Source organism: Microbacterium sp. 10L49 (assembly GCF_056395125.1).
Genome location: NZ_JBFTIW010000004.1, coordinates 13,148 through 30,099 on the forward strand (window position 1 = coordinate 13,148; position 16,952 = coordinate 30,099).

At 69.6% G+C, this 16,952-nt stretch carries 16 protein-coding genes; 12 read left to right on the top strand and 4 right to left on the bottom strand.

Translation table 11 applies throughout. The annotated features are described in order from the left end of the window. The first annotated feature begins 139 nt into the window (after positions 1-139). Positions 140-2,059 carry a S53 family peptidase gene (locus AC1DCT_RS13085; RefSeq protein WP_477429692.1) on the top strand — a complete coding sequence of 640 codons (1,920 nt, stop codon included), beginning with the start codon at positions 140-142 and terminating at the stop codon, positions 2,057-2,059. Between the two features lie 208 nt (positions 2,060-2,267). Here AC1DCT_RS13085 and AC1DCT_RS13090 read toward each other — a convergent pair whose 3' ends face one another. Then, entirely contained in the window at positions 2,268-2,996 is a 729-nt protein-coding gene (locus tag AC1DCT_RS13090; RefSeq protein WP_477429694.1) for a response regulator, read from the bottom strand. Continuing rightward, positions 2,993-4,735, bottom strand: a complete 1,743-nt coding sequence (locus AC1DCT_RS13095) for a sensor histidine kinase (protein WP_477429696.1) — start codon at positions 4,733-4,735, stop codon at positions 2,993-2,995. The genes AC1DCT_RS13090 and AC1DCT_RS13095 overlap by 4 nt, the downstream gene beginning before the upstream one ends. Before the next feature lie 187 nt (positions 4,736-4,922). On the opposite strand from AC1DCT_RS13095, the gene AC1DCT_RS13100 reads away from it, so the two are divergent. The 11 genes from AC1DCT_RS13100 (at position 4,923) to AC1DCT_RS13150 (ending at position 13,906) form a co-directional block, all read left to right on the top strand. Beyond that, the gene (locus AC1DCT_RS13100; RefSeq protein WP_477429698.1) at positions 4,923-5,780 is read left to right on the top strand and encodes an ABC transporter ATP-binding protein; all 858 of its coding nucleotides are present in this window, start codon (positions 4,923-4,925) and stop codon (positions 5,778-5,780) included. Beyond that, complete coding sequence (locus AC1DCT_RS13105; RefSeq protein ID WP_477429700.1) at positions 5,777-6,688, top strand: ABC transporter permease; 912 nt, start codon at positions 5,777-5,779, stop codon at positions 6,686-6,688. Before AC1DCT_RS13100 ends, AC1DCT_RS13105 begins: the two co-directional genes overlap by 4 nt. Positions 6,689-6,757: 69 nt before the next feature. Next, positions 6,758-7,858: an ABC transporter substrate-binding protein gene (locus tag AC1DCT_RS13110; protein ID WP_477230554.1), complete on the top strand. Its 1,101-nt coding sequence runs from the start codon at positions 6,758-6,760 to the stop codon at positions 7,856-7,858. A 239-nt stretch (positions 7,859-8,097) separates the two neighbouring features. Further along, positions 8,098-9,189, top strand: coding sequence for a metallophosphoesterase family protein (locus AC1DCT_RS13115; RefSeq protein ID WP_477429702.1), 1,092 nt, complete (start codon positions 8,098-8,100; stop codon positions 9,187-9,189). Positions 9,190-9,318: 129 nt separating this feature from the next. Then, a complete protein-coding gene (locus AC1DCT_RS13120; protein WP_477429704.1) occupies positions 9,319-9,945 on the top strand; it encodes a dihydrofolate reductase family protein in 627 nt (208 codons plus the stop codon). Next, entirely contained in the window at positions 9,942-10,856 is a 915-nt protein-coding gene (locus tag AC1DCT_RS13125) for an NAD-dependent epimerase/dehydratase family protein (RefSeq protein ID WP_477429706.1), read from the top strand. Before AC1DCT_RS13120 ends, AC1DCT_RS13125 begins: the two co-directional genes overlap by 4 nt. A 53-nt stretch (positions 10,857-10,909) precedes the next feature. Beyond that, entirely contained in the window at positions 10,910-11,506 is a 597-nt protein-coding gene (locus AC1DCT_RS13130; RefSeq protein WP_477429708.1) for a TetR/AcrR family transcriptional regulator, read from the top strand. A 2-nt stretch (positions 11,507-11,508) separates the two neighbouring features. Further along, entirely contained in the window at positions 11,509-11,931 is a 423-nt protein-coding gene (locus AC1DCT_RS13135) for a hypothetical protein (protein ID WP_440734977.1), read from the top strand. A 6-nt stretch (positions 11,932-11,937) separates the two neighbouring features. Beyond that, the gene (locus tag AC1DCT_RS13140) at positions 11,938-12,780 is read left to right on the top strand and encodes a DUF6597 domain-containing transcriptional factor (protein ID WP_441978333.1); all 843 of its coding nucleotides are present in this window, start codon (positions 11,938-11,940) and stop codon (positions 12,778-12,780) included. Positions 12,781-12,824: 44 nt separating this feature from the next. Continuing rightward, positions 12,825-13,181 (top strand): metalloregulator ArsR/SmtB family transcription factor, encoded by a 357-nt coding sequence (locus AC1DCT_RS13145; protein ID WP_441978334.1) that lies wholly within the window; start codon positions 12,825-12,827, stop codon positions 13,179-13,181. Then, a complete protein-coding gene (locus tag AC1DCT_RS13150) occupies positions 13,178-13,906 on the top strand; it encodes a DUF2071 domain-containing protein (RefSeq protein WP_441978335.1) in 729 nt (242 codons plus the stop codon). Before AC1DCT_RS13145 ends, AC1DCT_RS13150 begins: the two co-directional genes overlap by 4 nt. A gap of 85 nt (positions 13,907-13,991) precedes the next feature. Here the strand turns inward: AC1DCT_RS13150 and AC1DCT_RS13155 are convergent, their stop codons facing one another. Together AC1DCT_RS13155 and AC1DCT_RS13160 are read right to left on the bottom strand one after the other, a co-directional pair. After that, on the bottom strand, positions 13,992-15,362 hold the full coding sequence (locus AC1DCT_RS13155) for an MFS transporter (protein WP_440734980.1): 1,371 nt from the start codon (positions 15,360-15,362) through the stop codon (positions 13,992-13,994). Positions 15,363-15,533: 171 nt separating this feature from the next. Next, the gene (locus AC1DCT_RS13160) at positions 15,534-16,868 is read right to left on the bottom strand and encodes a DUF222 domain-containing protein (RefSeq protein WP_477429711.1); all 1,335 of its coding nucleotides are present in this window, start codon (positions 16,866-16,868) and stop codon (positions 15,534-15,536) included. Positions 16,869-16,952: the final 84 nt, after the last annotated feature.

Genomic DNA, 16,952 nt, shown 5'->3' on the forward strand with positions numbered 1-16,952 from the left:
GCTGGGAGAACCCGATGCGTGCGCTGTGAGGCTGGCTCCGACGGGCCGGACCCTCTCGCGTCGCTCCGCCGCCCGGGAATAGCATCGCCCTCGGTCAGCGGCGACCGCCGCTGGCCGAACCAGAGTCTGGAGATCCCGGATGCGTAGAAAAGTCCTCGGCGTCACCCTCGCGGTCGTCGCCACCGTCGCCGCCACCTTTGCCGGAGCAGGCGCCGCGAGCGCCGCGCCGCCGCCCCCGAGCCCGATCCCGAACTCGACGCCGGGCTGGCTCAGTCACGCGACCAAGGGCGGGCCGGCGAACGGCGCCGTGAGCGCCCGGGTGTACCTGGCCCCGGCCGGCGGCATGGACGCGCTCTCGGCGCTCGCGACCGCGGTCTCGACGCCCGGATCCGCGCAGTACCGGAAGTTCCTCTCCGCAGATCAGTACCACGCGAAGTTCGACGCTCCTCAGGCGACGGTCGACGCGGTCACATCCTGGCTGCAAGGGGCGGGCCTGAAGACCACGGTCGATCCGAGTCACCGCTATGTGGACGTCAAGGGCGGCGTGGGCAACGCGAACAAGGCGTTCGGCGTGACGATCTCGAACTACACGCACGACGGGCTCACGGTGCAGTCGCCGGACGGTGCCGCGACCACCCCCGGAGCCCTCGCGGGCGCGGTCATCGCCGTGGACGGCCTGGACACGACCCCGTCGCTCGTCGAGCCGAAGACGCAGAAGCCGGCCCCGCCGGACGGCGGATTCCGCAACTCGCCGATCTGCGGCACGACCTACGGATCCGCGAACCCCGGCAACCTCGCGACGCCGGACGGCACGGTGCTCCCGGCCTTCGACGGCAAGACGCTGCCGTACTCGCCGTGCGGTTACACCGGTCCGCAGCTGCGCAATGCCTACGAAGCCGGCCTCACGGGCGGATACGACGGCACCGGCGTGACGGTCGCGATCACCGATGCCTACGCCTCGCCCACGGTCGAGGCCGACGCGAACAAGTACGCGACGGACACGGGTGACAAGCCGTTCGCCGCCGGCCAGTTCTCGCAGAACGTGCCGAACGCGTACACGAACGTGAACAGCAACAAGTCCAACCACCAGTGCGGGATGGCCGGCTGGTACGGCGAGGAGACGCTCGACGTCGAGGCCGTGCACGCCATGGCTCCGGGCGCGAACATCCGCTACTACGCGGGTAAGAGCTGCATGGATCCGGATCTGCTCGACACCTTCACGCGCATCAACGACGAGAACGTCGCGAACATCGTGACGAACTCGTGGGGCGGCGCGGGCGATGTCGTGAAGCCGTCGCTGCTGCTCGCCTACCAGACCGCGTTCCTGCAGGGCGCGACCCAGGGCATCAGCTACGTCTTCTCCAGCGGCGACGACGGCGACGAGGCCGCACGCCTCGGCTCGGCGCAGACCGACTACCCCGCTTCGGATCCGTATGTCACGGCCGTCGGCGGCACGTCGACCGCGATCACGGATGCGGGCCTCACCGGCGAGACCGGCTGGCAGACGTCGAAGTACGTGCTGCAGGACGGCGCCTGGACGCTGAGCACCGACTTCCTGTACGGCGGAGGCGGCGGCTACTCGTCGAACATCGCCGAGCCGCAGTACCAGAAGGACGCCGGTATCGTCAGCCCCAACGGCGGGCGCGCGGTGCCGGACGTCTCGATGGACGGCGACCCCACCACGGGCATGCTCGTCGGTCAGACGCAGACCTTCACCGGCGCTGCCGCGTACGACACGTACCGGATCGGCGGCACGAGCCTCGCGTCGCCGCTGTTCGCCGGCATCACGGCGCTGAAGATCCAGGCGAACGGCGGCATCGGCTTCGGTCTGCTGAACCCGATGATCTACGGCGCCCACGGCCAGGGCTTCCACGACGTCACCGGAGCGGGCATCGACGAGGGTGCGATCCGCGTCGACTACGCGAACGGCCTCGACGCCACGGGCGGCTACGTCTACTCCGTGCGCACGTTCAACGGCGCCACCTCCACCCAGACCGTCGGCACGGGCTGGGACACCGAGACCGGCTGGGGCAGCGCCCGCGCCGGCTGGGTGCAGTAACCCCTCACACCAGAACGCTGAACGAGGCGCGGTTTCCCCCGGGAAGCCGCGCCTCGTCTCTTCCCACAGGGGCGTTGAGCGACACTTCGACTCGCTGCGCTCGCTCAGTGCGGGTCTCCGCGAGACGAAACGCGGCGCCCTTGCGAGAGCACCGCGTTTCGTCTCGGTCGCCTTCGGCGTCCTCGCTCAACGACCGGAAAGCGCGGCCTCAACGACCGCGATTGCTCCGCACCACGTAACGGTGCTCCGGGCGGCCGGTGCTGCCGTAGCGCAGCTCGAGACGCACGAGGCCGGACTGCTCGAGCTGCGTGAGTGCGCGCTGCGCCGTCGTGCGACTGATGCCGATCGCCGTCGCGATCTCCTGCGCAGACACGTCGGTGCGCCGCGCGGCCACCGCGTCGAGCACCGCCTGGAGGGTGGGGGCGAGCCGGCGGCCCTCCTCGGGCGCCGCCGCGGGTGCAGGCGCCGGGCGCAGCAGGTCGAAGAGCCGGTTCACGTCGTCCTGGGTGGCCTCATCGCCGAGCGCGGCGATCCGCTCCTGAGCATGCCGGAACGCGGTGAGGCGCTCGGCCAGCTCGGCGTACCCGAACGGCTTCACGAGGTAGTGCAGCGCGCCGAGCTGCACGGCCCGCCGCACGGTGGCGAGGTCGTTCGCGGCGGAGATCACGATCACCGCGGGCGCGGTCCCTGAGCCCGTCGAAAGATCCGGATCCGCGAGCAGCTGCCGCACGACGTCGAGTCCGTCGCCGTCGGGGAGATAGACGTCCATCAGCACCAGGTCGGGACGCAGCTCCCGCGCCTGCCGCAATGCCTCGGCGGCGGATCCGGCCTGACCCACCACGCGGAAGCCGGGCACGGCCTCGACGAAACCGACGTGCACGCTCGCGACGCGGAAGTCGTCGTCGACGACCAGCACCATGGAGTCAGCGAGCGTCATGGCGTGCTCCCGTCGGTCGTTGAGCGAGCAAAGCGAGACGAAACGCGGTGATCTCGGGGAGGCGACGTTTCGTCTCGGTCTGCGTTTCGTCTCGGTCGCTGCGCGTCCTCGCTCAACGACCGTTCGGCGTCCTCGCTCAACGACCCCGAGGCGGACTCCGCGGAGCGGGGGATCACCACGGTGAACGCGGCGCCGCCATCGCTCGTCACCGACACCGTGCCGCCCAGCCGGGAGGCGGTCGTGTGCACCAGCGACAGGCCCAGCCCGCCGTGCCGGGCCAGCGAGCCGCGCTTGGTCGTGTAGCCGCTCTCGAAGATGCGCGGCACGGAGCCGTCCGGCACACCCGGGCCGTTGTCGGCGACCCGCACGGTCAGCGCCTCCGGGCGCTCGACGATCGCCACGGTCACGCGGCGCGGGGCGGGGGAGTCTGCCAGGGCGTCGAACGCGTTGTCGATGAGGTTGCCCAGGATCGTGACGAGCGCCTGCAGCCGGTCGGACGCGGATCCGAGATCGGTCTCGGGGGCGATCGTCAGATCGATGCCGCGCTCGTTCGCCTCGGCCGCCTTGCCGAGCAGCAGGCCCACGATCATGGGAGCGCCCACGTGCGTGCGCAGGGTGCGGTCGAGGTCGGCCGAGGTGCCGCGGATCTCGTTGAGATACTGCAGCGCCTCTTCGGTGCGCCCCAGCTCGAGCAGCCCCGCCACCGCGTGCATCCGGTTCGAGAACTCATGCTGCTGCGCGCGGATCGACTCGGCGAAGCTGCGCTCGCCGTCGAGCTCCTGGGTGAGCCCGGTCACCTCGGTACGGTCCTGCAGGGTGAGCACCGCGCCGTGCGGCCGCCCGGCCAGCGTGACCGGCATGCGGTTGAGCACGAGCACGCCCGCGTCGGTCACGGCGATCGCGTCCTTCACCTCGGTCGTGCCCGTGAGCGCCTCGCGGATCGGGCTCGCGACGAGCACATCGTCCAGGCGGCGCCCGCGGGCTCCCTCGGGCAGGCGCAGCAGGCGCTGGGCCTCGTCGTTCACGACCGTGATCCGCCCGGCGGGATCGATCGCGATCACGCCCTCCCGGATGCCGTGCAGCGTCGCCTCGCGCTCCTGCAGCAGCCGGGCGATCTCGTCGAGCTCGAGCCCGAACGTGCGGCGCTTCAGCAGCGCCGCGAGCCCGAACGACACCGCCGTGCCGATCGCGAACGCCAGCACGATCCAGGTCGCGTAGATCGGCAGCTGTCCGAGCAGCTCCGCCGCGACGCTCGACTCCCTGATGCCGACCGACACCTCGCCGATGACCGTGCGCGTCGAGCCTTCGAACACCGGCACCCGTGCGTTCGCGGTCGTGCCGGTCGCACCGATGTCGGTGCTGCGATGAACTGCGCCGTCGCGCGCCACGACGTCCTCCGACACCTTCTGCCCCACGAGGCCGGGGTTCGGGTGCGAGTGCCGCACGCGGTCCATGTCGATGACCACGACGTAGGCGGCACCCGTGCGCTGCTCGGTCGCGGTGGCGAGCTGCTGCACGTCGCCGTCGCAGGTGGAGCCTCCGGAGGAGAGGCAGTGCTGCACGGCCGGCATCTCGGCGAAGGTCTGCGCGATGTCCGCGGCGCGGTCCTGGTAGTCGCTGGTGAGGTTGGCGCGCGCGGTGACCGCGAACAGCACGAACCCGATCAGCAGGGAGGCGCTGAGGATCGCGACCTGAGCCAGCAGGATCAGGCTCGACAGTCTTCGGATCCGTCGTCGCATCACACCGGATTCTCTCACCGCCGCCTCGGCGTCGGCCGTGCACAGAACGCCCAAAAGGTGCGGCAACGCCCGAAACGTCGGGCAACGCCCGCAAGCGCGACAGCGAGGCGGGCCGGCGGCGAACATCGATCCATCGCCCGGCGTCGTCGCCGCGGCGAGCAGACACAGACAGAGAGGTCTTCGTGCCATGAGCGATACACGTTCCCCAGGCGCCGGCCGCGCCCCCGATGTCGGCGGACCCGCCGCCGGCATCGAGATCGTCGGCCTCACCAAGCGCTTCCTCACCCCGAAGGGCGACACCTTCACCGCGATCCGCGATGTGACGCTGACGGTCGAGCCGGGTCAGTTCTGCGCGATCGTCGGGCCGACCGGCTGCGGCAAGTCGACCACGCTCGCGCAGGTCTCGGGCCTCGAGAAGCCGTCGGCCGGATCCGTCAGCGTCGGCGGTCGCATCGTCGACGGCATCACGCAGGGCGTCAGCTACATGTTCCAGGCGGACTCGCTGTTCCCGTGGAAGACCGTGCTGAACAACGTCATGGTCGGCCCGGTGCTCACCGGCATGCCGAAGAAGGAGGCCACGGTGCTGGCCCTCGACTGGCTGCGCCGCGTCGGGCTCGCCGGTTTCGAGGACCGCTACCCGCACCAGCTCTCCGGCGGCATGCGCAAGCGCGTCGCGATGGCGGCGGCGCTCATCAACCGGCCGCGGATCCTGCTCATGGACGAGCCGTTCGGCGCGCTGGACGTGCAGACCAAGGCGATCATGCAGACCGAGCTGCTGCAGCTGTGGGAAGAGCTGCGGCCGTCGGTGCTGTTCATCACGCACGACCTGGACGAGGCCGTCGCGCTCGCCGACCGCGTCGTCATCATGACTTCGAGCCCCGGCACCGTGAAGAACGTGTTCGACATCGACCTGCCCCGCCCCCGCGGCGACGTGCAGCAGATCCGCCACGAGGGTCGCTTCCTCGAGCTTCAGGGTCAGATCTGGGAGTCCCTGCGCGAAGAGGTCGACCGTGCGTACGCCCAGACCGCGGCGGTGGCAGCATGACCGCCGCGACCGTGCGGGTGTCCGCGGACGCCGCCGGACGTCCCTACACGAACCCGCTGAGCGCACCCGAGCAGAGCGAGGCCGAACTGCAGGCCGCGGGACGTCGCGCCCGCCGCCGCCACACCGTCTGGGTGTGGGTCGGCCGGATCGGGCTCGCCGTCGTCGTGCTCGGCGGCTGGCAGCTGTTCACGGCCATGGGCTGGGTGGACAAGTTCTTCTTCGGCCAGCCCTCCGCCGTGTGGGACAGCCTGGTGCACCTGTTCACCGTGGGTACGGCTTTCGGATCCATCTGGGAGAACCTCTGGGTCACGGTGCAGGAGGCGCTGCTGGGCTTCGCGGTCGGCACGCTCGCCGGCATGATCGCCGGCATCCTGCTCGGCAGCAACCGGTATCTGGCAGAGGTGTGCGGTCCGTACATCAAGATCATCAACGCGATCCCGCGCATCGTGCTCGGCTCGATCTTCATCGTCGCGTTCGGTCTCGGAATGCCCGCCAAGGTGCTCCTGGCCGCGGTGCTGGTGTTCTTCGCCGTCTTCTTCAACGCCTTCCAGGGCGTGCGGGAAGTGGATCCGAACCTCGTCTCGAACGTGCGGGTGCTCGGGGCATCGCCCCTGCAGGTCGCCCGTCACGTCACGATCCCCTCCGCGATGACGTGGATCATCGCGAGCCTGCACACCGCGTTCGGCTTCGCCATCATCGGCGCGCTGGTGGCAGAGGTGCTCGGCGCGCAGCGCGGCATCGGCCTCATCATCAGCCAGGCGCAGGGATCCTTCGACCCGAACACGGTGTTCGCCTGCATGGTCATCATCGCCGTCTTCACCCTCGTCGCCGAGTACCTGATCTCGCTGCTCGAGAAGCGGGTGCTGCGCTGGCGCCCGCCGACGCGGTCCGAAGCCTCGTCGATCTGAACCCCCTCCCCTCGCAATCCCTCCTCACCAGGAACGCCGGCCCGATCGGCGCAACGAAAGGAAACCCACATGAACAAGCGCGGCATCGTCGCCGTCGCGGCGGCCGGAGCACTGATGCTCGGTCTCGCAGGCTGCAGTGGCGGCACATCCGGATCCTCCGGATCCAGCACCACGGCGGCCGGCAACGGCACCCCTGAGACCGTGAAGATCATGGTCGGCGGCATCGACAAGCAGATCTACCTGCCGTACAAGCTCGCCGACCAGCTCGGCTTCTACAAGAAGTTCGGCGTGAACGTCGAGCTCTCCACGGAGCAGAACGGCGGCGTCGGCGCCGAGGACGCGATGATCTCCGGCCAGGTCGACTTCGCGGGCGCCTGGTACAACCACACGATCGAGCTGCAGCCGAAGGGCAAGGAGGTCATCGACGTCGTGCAACTGTCCGGTGCCCCCGGTGAGCGCCTGATGTGCACCGACAAGAGCGGCGTGAAGAGCGCGTCCGACATCAAGGGCAAGAACATGGGCGTCACCGACTTGGGCTCGGGCACCGACAAGCTCACCCAGTTCATCGCGCACAAGGGCGGGGTGTCCACGAGCGACTACCAGACCGTCGCCGTGCACGCCGGCGCGACGGCGATCGCCGCTCTCAAGCAGGGCTCCGCGGACTGCGCGATGACCACGCAGCCGACCGTGACGGCGCTCACCTCGCAGAACGTCGCGCACTCCGTCGTCGACCTCGCCAGCACCGAGGGCGCGCAGAAGGCGCTCGGCGGGGCGTGGCCTGCAGCCGGCCTCATCGGCAACGCGTCCTACGTGAACAAGCACAAGGACGCCACGCAGCGGGTCGTCAACGCCCTGGTCGCCACGATGCACTGGATCGACGAGCACTCCGCGGCCGACATCGCGAACAAGCTGCCCGCCGAGTACGTCAACAACTCCACGATCACCAAGGACCAGTACATCGCCGGTCTCACCACCGACAAGGGCCAGTTCCTGCCCGACGGCATCATGCCCGCCGGCGGCCCGAAGACGGTGCTCGACATGGAGAAGCAGCTCGGCCTGGACACCTCCAAGATCGACCTGAGCAAGACGTTCACGAACGAGTACGCGCAGAAGGCCAACAAGGACGCCGGCACGAAGGTGACCACCAAGGCGGCCGGTTCCGACGGCTGAGCCGGATCCGACTCCTCCACACGGCTGAACAAGGATGCCGGGCGCTCCCCAAGGGGCGCCCGGCATCCTTGCGTGGAGCGCGGGTCCTCGCGGGATCCGGCCCAGTGCGCACACTCGGCGCGGCGATTCGACTGAACCGGCGGATCGAGGCCGTGATGTCGCCGTCCGTTCACGCGCTGTTCGGGTGTCTTTGCTGATCTCGAAAGCGACAGCCGATCCTCGGACAGCAAAGGACCATCGTGATCTCTCGACGCTCACTCATCACCTCCGGCGCCGCGGCCGGAGCGCTCCTCGCCGTGGAGTCGGCCGCATCGGCCTCGGCGCGGCTGCTGCCCGCCGGTAACGGCAACGGCACGGGGCCGGGCAACGGCAACGGACAGGGCAACAACGGAAACGGAAACGGCAACGGTGGCGGATCCGTCACCACCTTCAACGTCATCAGCGACATCCAGGGCGATCTCGCCGACTTCGCCGTGGCGCTGCAGGACATCGCGCAGATCAACCCGGGCGGCAAGGGCATCGCGATCGCCGGAGACATCACCCCGCGCGGCTACGACTTCGAATACGCGAAGGTGAGCAAGGTGCTCGCCGCGAACCCCGCGCCGAAGTCGCTCGCCTGGGCGATCGGCAACCACGAGTTCTACGTGCCGAAGTACCCCGACCCGAACACGCTGGCCCAGGCCACCTGGCCGAACGGCACCACGGAGGACTCGCTCTTCAAGAGCTTCTACAACTTCGCCGGTCGCAGCACGATCTACAACGAGCAGGTCTTCGGCGACGTGCCCGTGCTGATGATCGGCACCGAGAAGTACATGCACTACCACGACACCACCCTCTGGGATGAGGTGTGGATGAGCGATGCGCAGTTCGCCTGGCTCGAGGACAGGCTCTGGTACTGGCGCGACCGCAAGCGCCCCGTCATGGTGATCAGCCACCACCCGCTGCCGAACACGGTCTCGGGCTCTCGGAACAAGCTCTACATGTCCGACTACCTCCAGACCGACCGTGTGCTTGATCTGCTGGGTCGCCACCCCGACGTGTTCCTGTTCACCGGGCACACGCACTGGGATCTGGCGCTCTCCGACTGGTACGCGCGCCGGATCGTCGCGGGCACGGGCAACCTCGACGGCTTCAACGTGGTGAACACCGGCGCCATCCAGACCGGCTGGACCGACAACGGCTCGGGTGGCGAGTCCGTCGTGCCCGGCGGGTTCAACCAGGGTCTCCAGGTCGAGGTCGGCGCCACCTCCGTGACGATCAAGGCGCGCGACTTCCAGCGCAAAGAGTGGATGAAGCAGATCCGGATCCCGCTGTCCACGCAGTGGTCCTGACGCGTCGCTGACGAAGGGCCGGATGATCCCCACGCGGATCTCCGGCCCTTCCTCATGCGCGTTCTGTTCAATCGCCTGCCCGGTGGTCCTTTCTATCGTCGGAGTCATCCACGAGCAGGAGGTTCGATCATGAGCAAGGTCATCTGCGGTCTGTCCGTCTCCGTCGACGGATTCATCACGGGCCGCGATCCGCGCCCCGGGCACGGACTCGGCGACGGCGGGGTGCTGTTCGACTGGTACGGCAGCGGCGACGTGCCGAGCACCGTGTTCGCCGGGTTCCGGCTGTCCGCCCCGAGCGCGCGGGTGTTCGATGCGCTCGCGTCGCGCGTCGGCGCGAGCCTGGCCGGGCGCACCACGTACGCCGACTCCGATGACTTCGCCGGCGGGGCGCCGCATCCCACCGCTCCGCTCGTCGTGCTCTCGCATGAGGCGTTCCCGCCGGCGAACGCGCGTCAGACCATCGTGAGCACGGGGCTCGCCGACGCGGTGGACACGGCGAAGGCCCTCGCCGACGGCAAGGACGTGGGGCTCATGGGCGGCGTCCTCGCCACGGAGGCGCTCAAGGCGGGGCTCGTCGACGAGCTCATCCTGCACCAGGTGCCCGTGCTGCTGGGCGCCGGCCGTCGGTTCTTCCACGAGCTTCCGCAGCACATCGCGCTGCGGATCCACGAGGTGGTGGCCGCACCCGACGTCACGCACTTGCACTATCTCGTCGAGCACGCCGGAGGCGCCGCGGTGGGGGAGGGCGCACGATGATCCTCGTCACGGGCGGTCTCGGGATGATCGGCGCGCACACCGCGGCCGCGCTGGCCGACCTGGGCGAGGAGGTGGTGATCACCGCGCATCGGCGCTCCGACGTGCCCTCGTTCCTCGCCGGCCGGGTCATCGTCGAGACCGTGGACGTGGCCGACCGCGATGCGTTCCTCGCGCTCGGCGACCGGTACAGCATCGGCGGCGTCGTGCATCTCGCCGGCAGCATTCCGGAACCGGATCCGATCCCGTACTTCCGGCGCGATTCGGCGGCATTGTTCGCCGCGCTCGAGGCCGCGCGGACCTGGGGCGTCAACCGGTTCGCGGTCGCCGGCAGCATCAGCTCCTACGAGGGGCGCGAGGAGCGACCGTGGACGGAGGGCCTCGCATTGCCGCTCGCCGTCCCGCCGCATCCGATCGCGGCCTTCAAGAAGGCGGTCGAGCCGCTGACCCTGTTCGCTCTGTCGGGCACGGGTGTGCAGCCGGTGCTGCTGCGGATCGGCAGCACCTGGGGGCCGCTGATGGATCCGGAATCGCCGTTCAATCCGGTGCCGTCGACGGTGAGCGCCGTGCTGCGCGGCGAGCGTCCGCGCCCGCTGCCCGCCGGCGCCGGGGACTTCGGTTACGCGCCGGATTCTGGTCGCGCGATCGCGCTGCTCATGACGGCGCCCTCGCTCGCGCACACCGCGTACAACGTGTCGAGCGGCGTTCCGTTCACCGCTCGCCAGCTCGTCGACGCGCTGAACGCCGCGCTGCCCGGAGCGGGGATCGAGTCGACCGCACCGACGGCGACAGTGGAGGACGCGCCGTACCTCGACGTCACCCGGATGCGCACGGAGACCGGCTTCGAGCCTGCGTTCGATCTGTCCGGCGCGGTTGCGCACTACGTCGAGTGGCGGCGCGAGAACGCCCGCTGACCGGGGATCCATTGATCCTTGCTTAAATTACTCAATTGAGTAATTATGGACCCATGACACCGACGCGCAGTTACCGCACGACGCAGGAGCGCCGCGCCGAGATCATCGAGGCGACGATGCGGGTGCTCGCGGAGCAGGGGTTCGCGGCCGCGTCGTTCGCCCGGATCCGGGAGGTCGCCGAGCTCAGCAGTACTCGCATGATCTCGTATCACTTCGCCGACAAGGCCGCGCTCATGGGCGCGCTCGTCGAGCACGTCGTGCAGCAGGCTGCCGCCGTCATGGTCCCCGCGATGGAGGCGGAGCCGACGTGGGCGGGCAAGCTCGCGGGGTACCTCAGGTCCAACCTGCGCTTCCTCGCCGACAACCGGCTGGCCGCGCGCGCCGTGATCGAGGTCATCCGCAACGCCCCGCGGGCGGACAACGGCCTTCGTGAGGACACGTCGGCGCTGCTGCTCTCGCTGCTTCTCGCGCAGGGGCAGGAGGCGGGCGAGTTCCGCGTCTTCGACACGCTGGTGATGGCGCGCTCCATCCGCGCCACCATCGACGCATTCGCGATGACCATGCCGTCGGGGGAGGCGGCGACCGCGGTGGCGATCGACGAGATCGTCGCCCTGTATCACCGGGCCACTCGCCCGGAAGGAGGAGCTTGATCATGACTCTCACCGTCGACCGCCTCGCTGCGGTCCGCCCGACGCTCGACACCGTGCGCCGGCTGTGGTGGCTGTGCGCCGCGGTGTCGGTGATCGCTCTGGCCGCCGCGGCGGTCCTTGCGATCGTCGACCCCGCCGAGGTGAACTGGGTGGTGTGGCTGCGCGGATCGGTCGTCGCGGTGGCGAGCCTCGTGTTCGTCGTCGTGACGAGGGCGGCGGCGCGCGGCAGCCGTCGGGCCTTCACGCGGATGCGGTGGATCTCGATCATCGCGCCGATCGGGATCGGCCTGATCATCGTCTCGCCGGACTCGGGGTACCCGATCTGGATGAAGATCGAGCAGGGGCTCATCGGGATCCTGATCGTCGCGATCGCCGTTCTGCTGAACCGCCGCCAGACGCGAGCGGCGTTCCCCAAGGAGAACTGAGGCGCGATGGCCGACACCTACCGCGAGCGGGCGCCGAGTGCGGCGCTCGCCGGGGTGGTGCGCACGATCTGGGTGCAGCACGTCGGCGACGCGCCCGCCGTCCACCGTCATCTGCCCACCGGTGGGGTGGAGATCCACGTGGCGGTCGGCGGGCCGGCGCGGCTGCTCGGCCCGCTCACGGGGCATCGGCTCGAGGTCATCCCGCCGGGCACCACGATCCTCGGCGTGCGGTTCCGCCCGGGCGGTGCACCGCCGTTGCCGATGCCGCTCGAGGAGCTCGTCGACCAGAGCGTGCCCCTTGTGGAGGTGTGGGGCGACCTTGCCGAACGTCTGCTCGACGATGTCGCCGCGTCCGGCGCCGTCGACCGAGGGATCGCTCTGCTCGAGGCGTTCCTGCTGCAGCGATTCCGGGTCGGCAGGGCGGCTGATCCTCTGCTGCGCGCCGCGGTCGAGGCGCTGATGCCCTGGCGTCCGGTCGAGGTCGGCGCGGTCGCCGCAGACGTGGGGCTGTCGGAGAGTCAGCTGCGGCGGCGATCGCTGAGCGTGGTCGGGCTCAGCCCCAAGGTGCTGCAGCGCACCCTTCGGTTCCAGGGGTTCCTCGCCCTCGCCCAGGCTGGCGCGACGCCCAGCGGACGCGTCGGCGTCGACGGCATCGCCGGCCTGGCGGTGGACGCCGGGTATGCGGACCAGGCGCATTTGAGCCGAGAGTGCTTTCGCCTCACCGGGCAGACGCCCCGCGAGCTGCTGCACGGCGACGTCGAACGCTGCGCCTGCGGACACGACCACTCCGCGTCGTACCGTCCGTTCCTCGCCGGGCGGTTCGGCGGTGTCCGTGCGGTGGATGCGTGAGCAGTGCATTGTTCGCTATTTAGCTCAGGTGCTAGATTGCGCTCATGAGCGAAGCGGAGAACAGCGCGTTCGAGGCACTGGCCCATCCGACCCGGCGGCAGATCCTGCAGGATCTGAAGGACGGGGAGCAGGCGGCAGGGGAGATCGCGGCGCGGTTCGCGGTGAGCGGTCCGACGATCTCCCGGCATCTGCGGATCCTCCGTGGTGCCGGCCTGATCGTCGAGCGGCGTGACGCGAACCGGATCCTCTACTCCCTCGCCGGCGACCGGCTCGCCCTGTCGATCGGCGACTTCCTGTCCACGGTCTGCCCCGAACAGATCGTGCTGCGGGAGGTGCGAAAGCGGCGCCCGTCCGATGGTGATCCCGGCGGCACCGGCGAGCACTCGGCGGTGACGGCGTGAGTGTCGTGCCCGGAGTGAAGGCGCACCTGCGCCGCCGCCTGCTCGTGAGCTACCGGCTCGATCCCGACATCGCACGGACGCTCGTGCCCGCACCGCTGCGCCCGCAGCTGATCGACGGGCAGGCCATCGGAGGCTTCTGCGTGCTCGGGCTCGACGCGATCCGGCCTCGCTGGTTCTCGGCACGTCTCGGTCTGCGTTCCGAGAACGCTGCGCATCGGATCGCGGTGGAGTGGGATGAGGGCGACACCGTGCGCACGGGCGTGTTCATCCTGGAGCGCCACAGCTCGGCCTGGCATCCGGTGCTGTTCGGAGGCCGGCTGTTCCCCGGGGTGCACCGCCGCGCGCGATTCGCCGTCGACGAGCACGGTGGCCGCTACGCCATGGGCATGGACGCCTCGGGGGAGCATCTCGATGCGGACGTCGAGGTCGGCGGTGCCTGGACGAGCGCCTTCTTCGGCTCGGTGGACGAGGCGTCGGCGTTCTACCGCTCCGGGCGGATCGGCTGGTCGCTCGGTCACGACGGTCGCACCCTGGAGGCGGTCGCGCTCGCCGCGGAGGAATGGGCGGTGGAGGCGGCCCAGGCGCACAGCGTGCACTCGTCGTTCTTCGATGCGCTGCCGCGAGGGTCGGCCGTGCTCGATCACGTCGTGGTCATGCGCGATCTCGACATCACGATGGAGGCTCCGGCGACCGCCGTCGGAGCGTCGCGGCCGCTCGCGGTCTGAGCCGTTCCCTCCGGACGTCGCCCGCGGGACGCTCATGCGAAAGGCCGCCGGCATCGCAGCGCCGGCGGCCTTTCGCGTTTTGCTCTCAGTGTCGTGAGACGGCGGGATCCACGGATCTGGTCTGCTGTGCTAGGCGCGAGCGGTCGTCCGCGTCGAGGGCGCGCAGATCCGCCCCCTTCGTCTCGCGGGCGGCGGCCACGGCGACCAGCGTGATCGCGCAGGCGATCGCCACGTAGATCGCGACCGGCACGCTCGACTTGTACTGCGCGAGCAGGCTCGTTGCGATGATCGGCGCCAGCGAACCGGCGAAGATCGACGTGACCTGGTAGCCGAGGCTGACGCCGGAGTACCGCATCCGGGTGGGGAACATCTCCGCCATGATCGCGGGCTGACCCGCGTACATCGCGGCGTGGAAGACGAGGCCGAGAGCGATGGCCGCCCAGATGACGATCGGGTTGGCGGTGGCCATCATCGGGAAGGCGAAGAAGCCCCAGGCGGCTCCGAGCACGGCGCCTGCCGCGTACACCGGCTTGCGACCCCAGCGGTCGGAAAGCCGCCCGAACAGCGGGATCACGAGGAAATGAACGACGTGCGCTCCGGCCAGGATGAGCAGCGTCGCCGACGTCGCCTCCTTGACGGTCTGCGTGAGGTAGACGATCGAGAAGGTGACCACCACGTAGTAGAGGATGTTCTCCGCGACGCGCAGTCCCATCGCCACGAGCACGCCGCGGGGGTAGCGGCGCACGACCTCGAGGGGTCCGAAGCTCTGGGAGGCCTCCTGCTCCTGCGCCGCCTTCATCTCCAGGAAGATGGGGGCCTCGGTGACCTTGGTACGGATGTACCAGCCGATGAGCACGATCACGGCCGAGAGCCAGAACGCGATGCGCCAGCCCCAACCGAGGAATGCGTCCTGCGGCAGCGTCGCGGACAGTGCGAAGAGCACGAGCGTGGCGAGCAGGTTGCCGACCGGCACCGCGGCCTGCGGCCAGCTCGCCCAGAAACCGCGCCGCTCGCGCGGGCTGTGCTCGGCGACGAGCAGCACGGCGCCGCCCCATTCGCCGCCGATCGCGAAGCCCTGCGCGAATCGGAGCAGCACCAGCAGGACCGGTGCGAGGTACCCGACCTGGGCGAAGCCCGGCAGGCAGCCGATGAGGAACGTCGCGGCGCCGATGATCAGGATGCTGGCCTGCAGCAGCTTCTTGCGCCCGTACTTGTCGCCGAGGTGGCCGAACACGATGCCGCCGAGCGGGCGGGCGATGAAGCCGATCGCGTAAGTGACGAACGCCGCGATGATGCCGCTGAACGGGTCGTCCGACGGCGGGAAGAAGACGGTGCCCAGCACGAGCGTCGACGCCGAGGCGTAGAGGAAGAACTCGTACCATTCGACGACCGTGCCCGCCATGGAGGCGGCCACGACCCGGCGCAGGCCGGTGGGGGAGGCGGTCTCGTACGCCATGTGTGCTCCTTTGCACGATCAGAGAGGTCTGTCGGTTCTCCAGCCTGAGACGACTTCGCCATTGCGACAATGCCCATATGCGGCGGACGGAGTGTGCACGAATGCACATCGATCCGTTCTAGCGCAGAGCAGGATCGGGTCGGGGCCGACGACGACGCCGGGGGTCGCCGATCAGGCGACGTATTCGGTGCGGGCGCGTCCGCCGAGGCGGGGTGGACTGTTGGTGCCGGGTGGTGGCAGGAACCAGACGTTGGCTCTGATCCCGGTGCCGTCGATGCGGATGGTCCAGTCGTTGTCGTGGATGAGGTGATGGCAGGTCGCGCACAGCAGGACCCCGTTACTGAGGTCGGTTTTGCCGTGGTCGCGTTTCCACCAGGCGATGTGGTGGGCCTTCGTCATCCCGGGTGGGAGTCCGCAGAACGCGCATCCGCCGTCGCGTTCTCGCAGGGCGAGTTTCTGTGGGTCGGTGAACAGGCGTCGGCGTCGTCCCCAGTGCAGGATCTCCCCGTTGCGCCCGCAGAGCCAGTCCTGCACGACCCCGCCGGCGCCCATGCGGCGCACGGTGTCTATGCCGACGGGCTGGTCGATTCCGTCGATGAGCCCGTACCCGGTCCCGTTCGCGAGGTCGGCGGCGTTCACGCGGACGATCACAGTCGCCCCGTTCAACGTCTTGCTCTTCAGACAGGTGAGGGCGTGCTCGGCGAAGTGCACGAGCGCGTCGGCCTGGATCTGCCCCACGGTGCGCCGATCCGTCTCGGCCAGGGCCGGGTCGCGGTCGCGCCTCGCGGCGAATTCGGCAGACACGTATCCTTCGATCGCGGTCTTCACCGCCCCGGCCCGGGCGGGCTCCAGGACGGCGTTCAGATGCAGCATCCCGTCCCGTTCGAACATGCTCAGCGACGCCCGCGCCCGCGCCTCGTCTTCGCGCGGTGCGACACCATCCGGATCCAGGTACGCCTCCATCCGGGTGATCATGCGCCGGACCTCGTCCAATGACAGCCCGGGCGCCTTGGCGGCGAGCAGGCCTTCCGCCTCCGCGGCGATCGCCCGGCCGACTTTCGGGATCATCCGATCCAGGAACCCGACCAGCATGCCCGCGGCGACCGCCCCGATCCGCCCCGCCCCCAGCGCCTCCCGCACGGCGGGGAACTTCGCCGGCAGCACCTCCCCGATCAGATTCGTCCGCGGCGCGGTCGCCTCCCCGACCTTCACCAGCCGGACCGCATCCCCGGTCGATGCGCCCGTGGTCGTGGCAATCAGCTGCGCCGGGCTCCGGTATCCCTGCTGCTTCGCCAGGCTGTCCGGACCCAACTCGCGCCGGGACTCGTACGCGATCCCCGCCGCGACCTCCGCATGCACGCCGTCCGCGGTTCGCTTCACCAGGCCCAGCGCGTCGTTCACCGCCACCAGCTGCGCCCGCGACAACTCCGACCCAGACACTGCCTCACCCCACGCCGCCGCCAGAAGCCGGGTGGCTTCCAGAAGCGGATCGAGGGTGCTGGTCATGCTCCGATTCTACCAAGAATCGAACATTTCTTCTATGTTTTCGAATATCGATTTCACCCCAGATCTGGGGATTCTCTGTGCGGC

Bases quoted from the DNA above. Each gene is read 5' to 3' on its own strand.
- AC1DCT_RS13155 (WP_440734980.1), bottom strand. From the start codon at position 15,362: ATGGCGTACGAGACCGCCTCCCCCACCGGCCTGCGCCGGGTCGTGGCC.
- AC1DCT_RS13095 (WP_477429696.1), bottom strand. From the start codon at position 4,735: ATGCGACGACGGATCCGAAGACTGTCGAGCCTGATCCTGCTGGCTCAG.
- AC1DCT_RS13120 (WP_477429704.1), top strand. From the start codon at position 9,319: ATGAGCAAGGTCATCTGCGGTCTGTCCGTCTCCGTCGACGGATTCATC.
- AC1DCT_RS13100 (WP_477429698.1), top strand. From the start codon at position 4,923: ATGAGCGATACACGTTCCCCAGGCGCCGGCCGCGCCCCCGATGTCGGC.
- AC1DCT_RS13135 (WP_440734977.1), top strand. From the start codon at position 11,509: ATGACTCTCACCGTCGACCGCCTCGCTGCGGTCCGCCCGACGCTCGAC.
- AC1DCT_RS13125 (WP_477429706.1), top strand. From the start codon at position 9,942: ATGATCCTCGTCACGGGCGGTCTCGGGATGATCGGCGCGCACACCGCG.
- AC1DCT_RS13110 (WP_477230554.1), top strand. From the start codon at position 6,758: ATGAACAAGCGCGGCATCGTCGCCGTCGCGGCGGCCGGAGCACTGATG.
- AC1DCT_RS13130 (WP_477429708.1), top strand. From the start codon at position 10,910: ATGACACCGACGCGCAGTTACCGCACGACGCAGGAGCGCCGCGCCGAG.
- AC1DCT_RS13090 (WP_477429694.1), bottom strand. From the start codon at position 2,996: ATGACGCTCGCTGACTCCATGGTGCTGGTCGTCGACGACGACTTCCGC.
- AC1DCT_RS13085 (WP_477429692.1), top strand. From the start codon at position 140: ATGCGTAGAAAAGTCCTCGGCGTCACCCTCGCGGTCGTCGCCACCGTC.
- AC1DCT_RS13140 (WP_441978333.1), top strand. From the start codon at position 11,938: ATGGCCGACACCTACCGCGAGCGGGCGCCGAGTGCGGCGCTCGCCGGG.
- AC1DCT_RS13160 (WP_477429711.1), bottom strand. From the start codon at position 16,868: ATGACCAGCACCCTCGATCCGCTTCTGGAAGCCACCCGGCTTCTGGCG.
- AC1DCT_RS13145 (WP_441978334.1), top strand. From the start codon at position 12,825: ATGAGCGAAGCGGAGAACAGCGCGTTCGAGGCACTGGCCCATCCGACC.
- AC1DCT_RS13105 (WP_477429700.1), top strand. From the start codon at position 5,777: ATGACCGCCGCGACCGTGCGGGTGTCCGCGGACGCCGCCGGACGTCCC.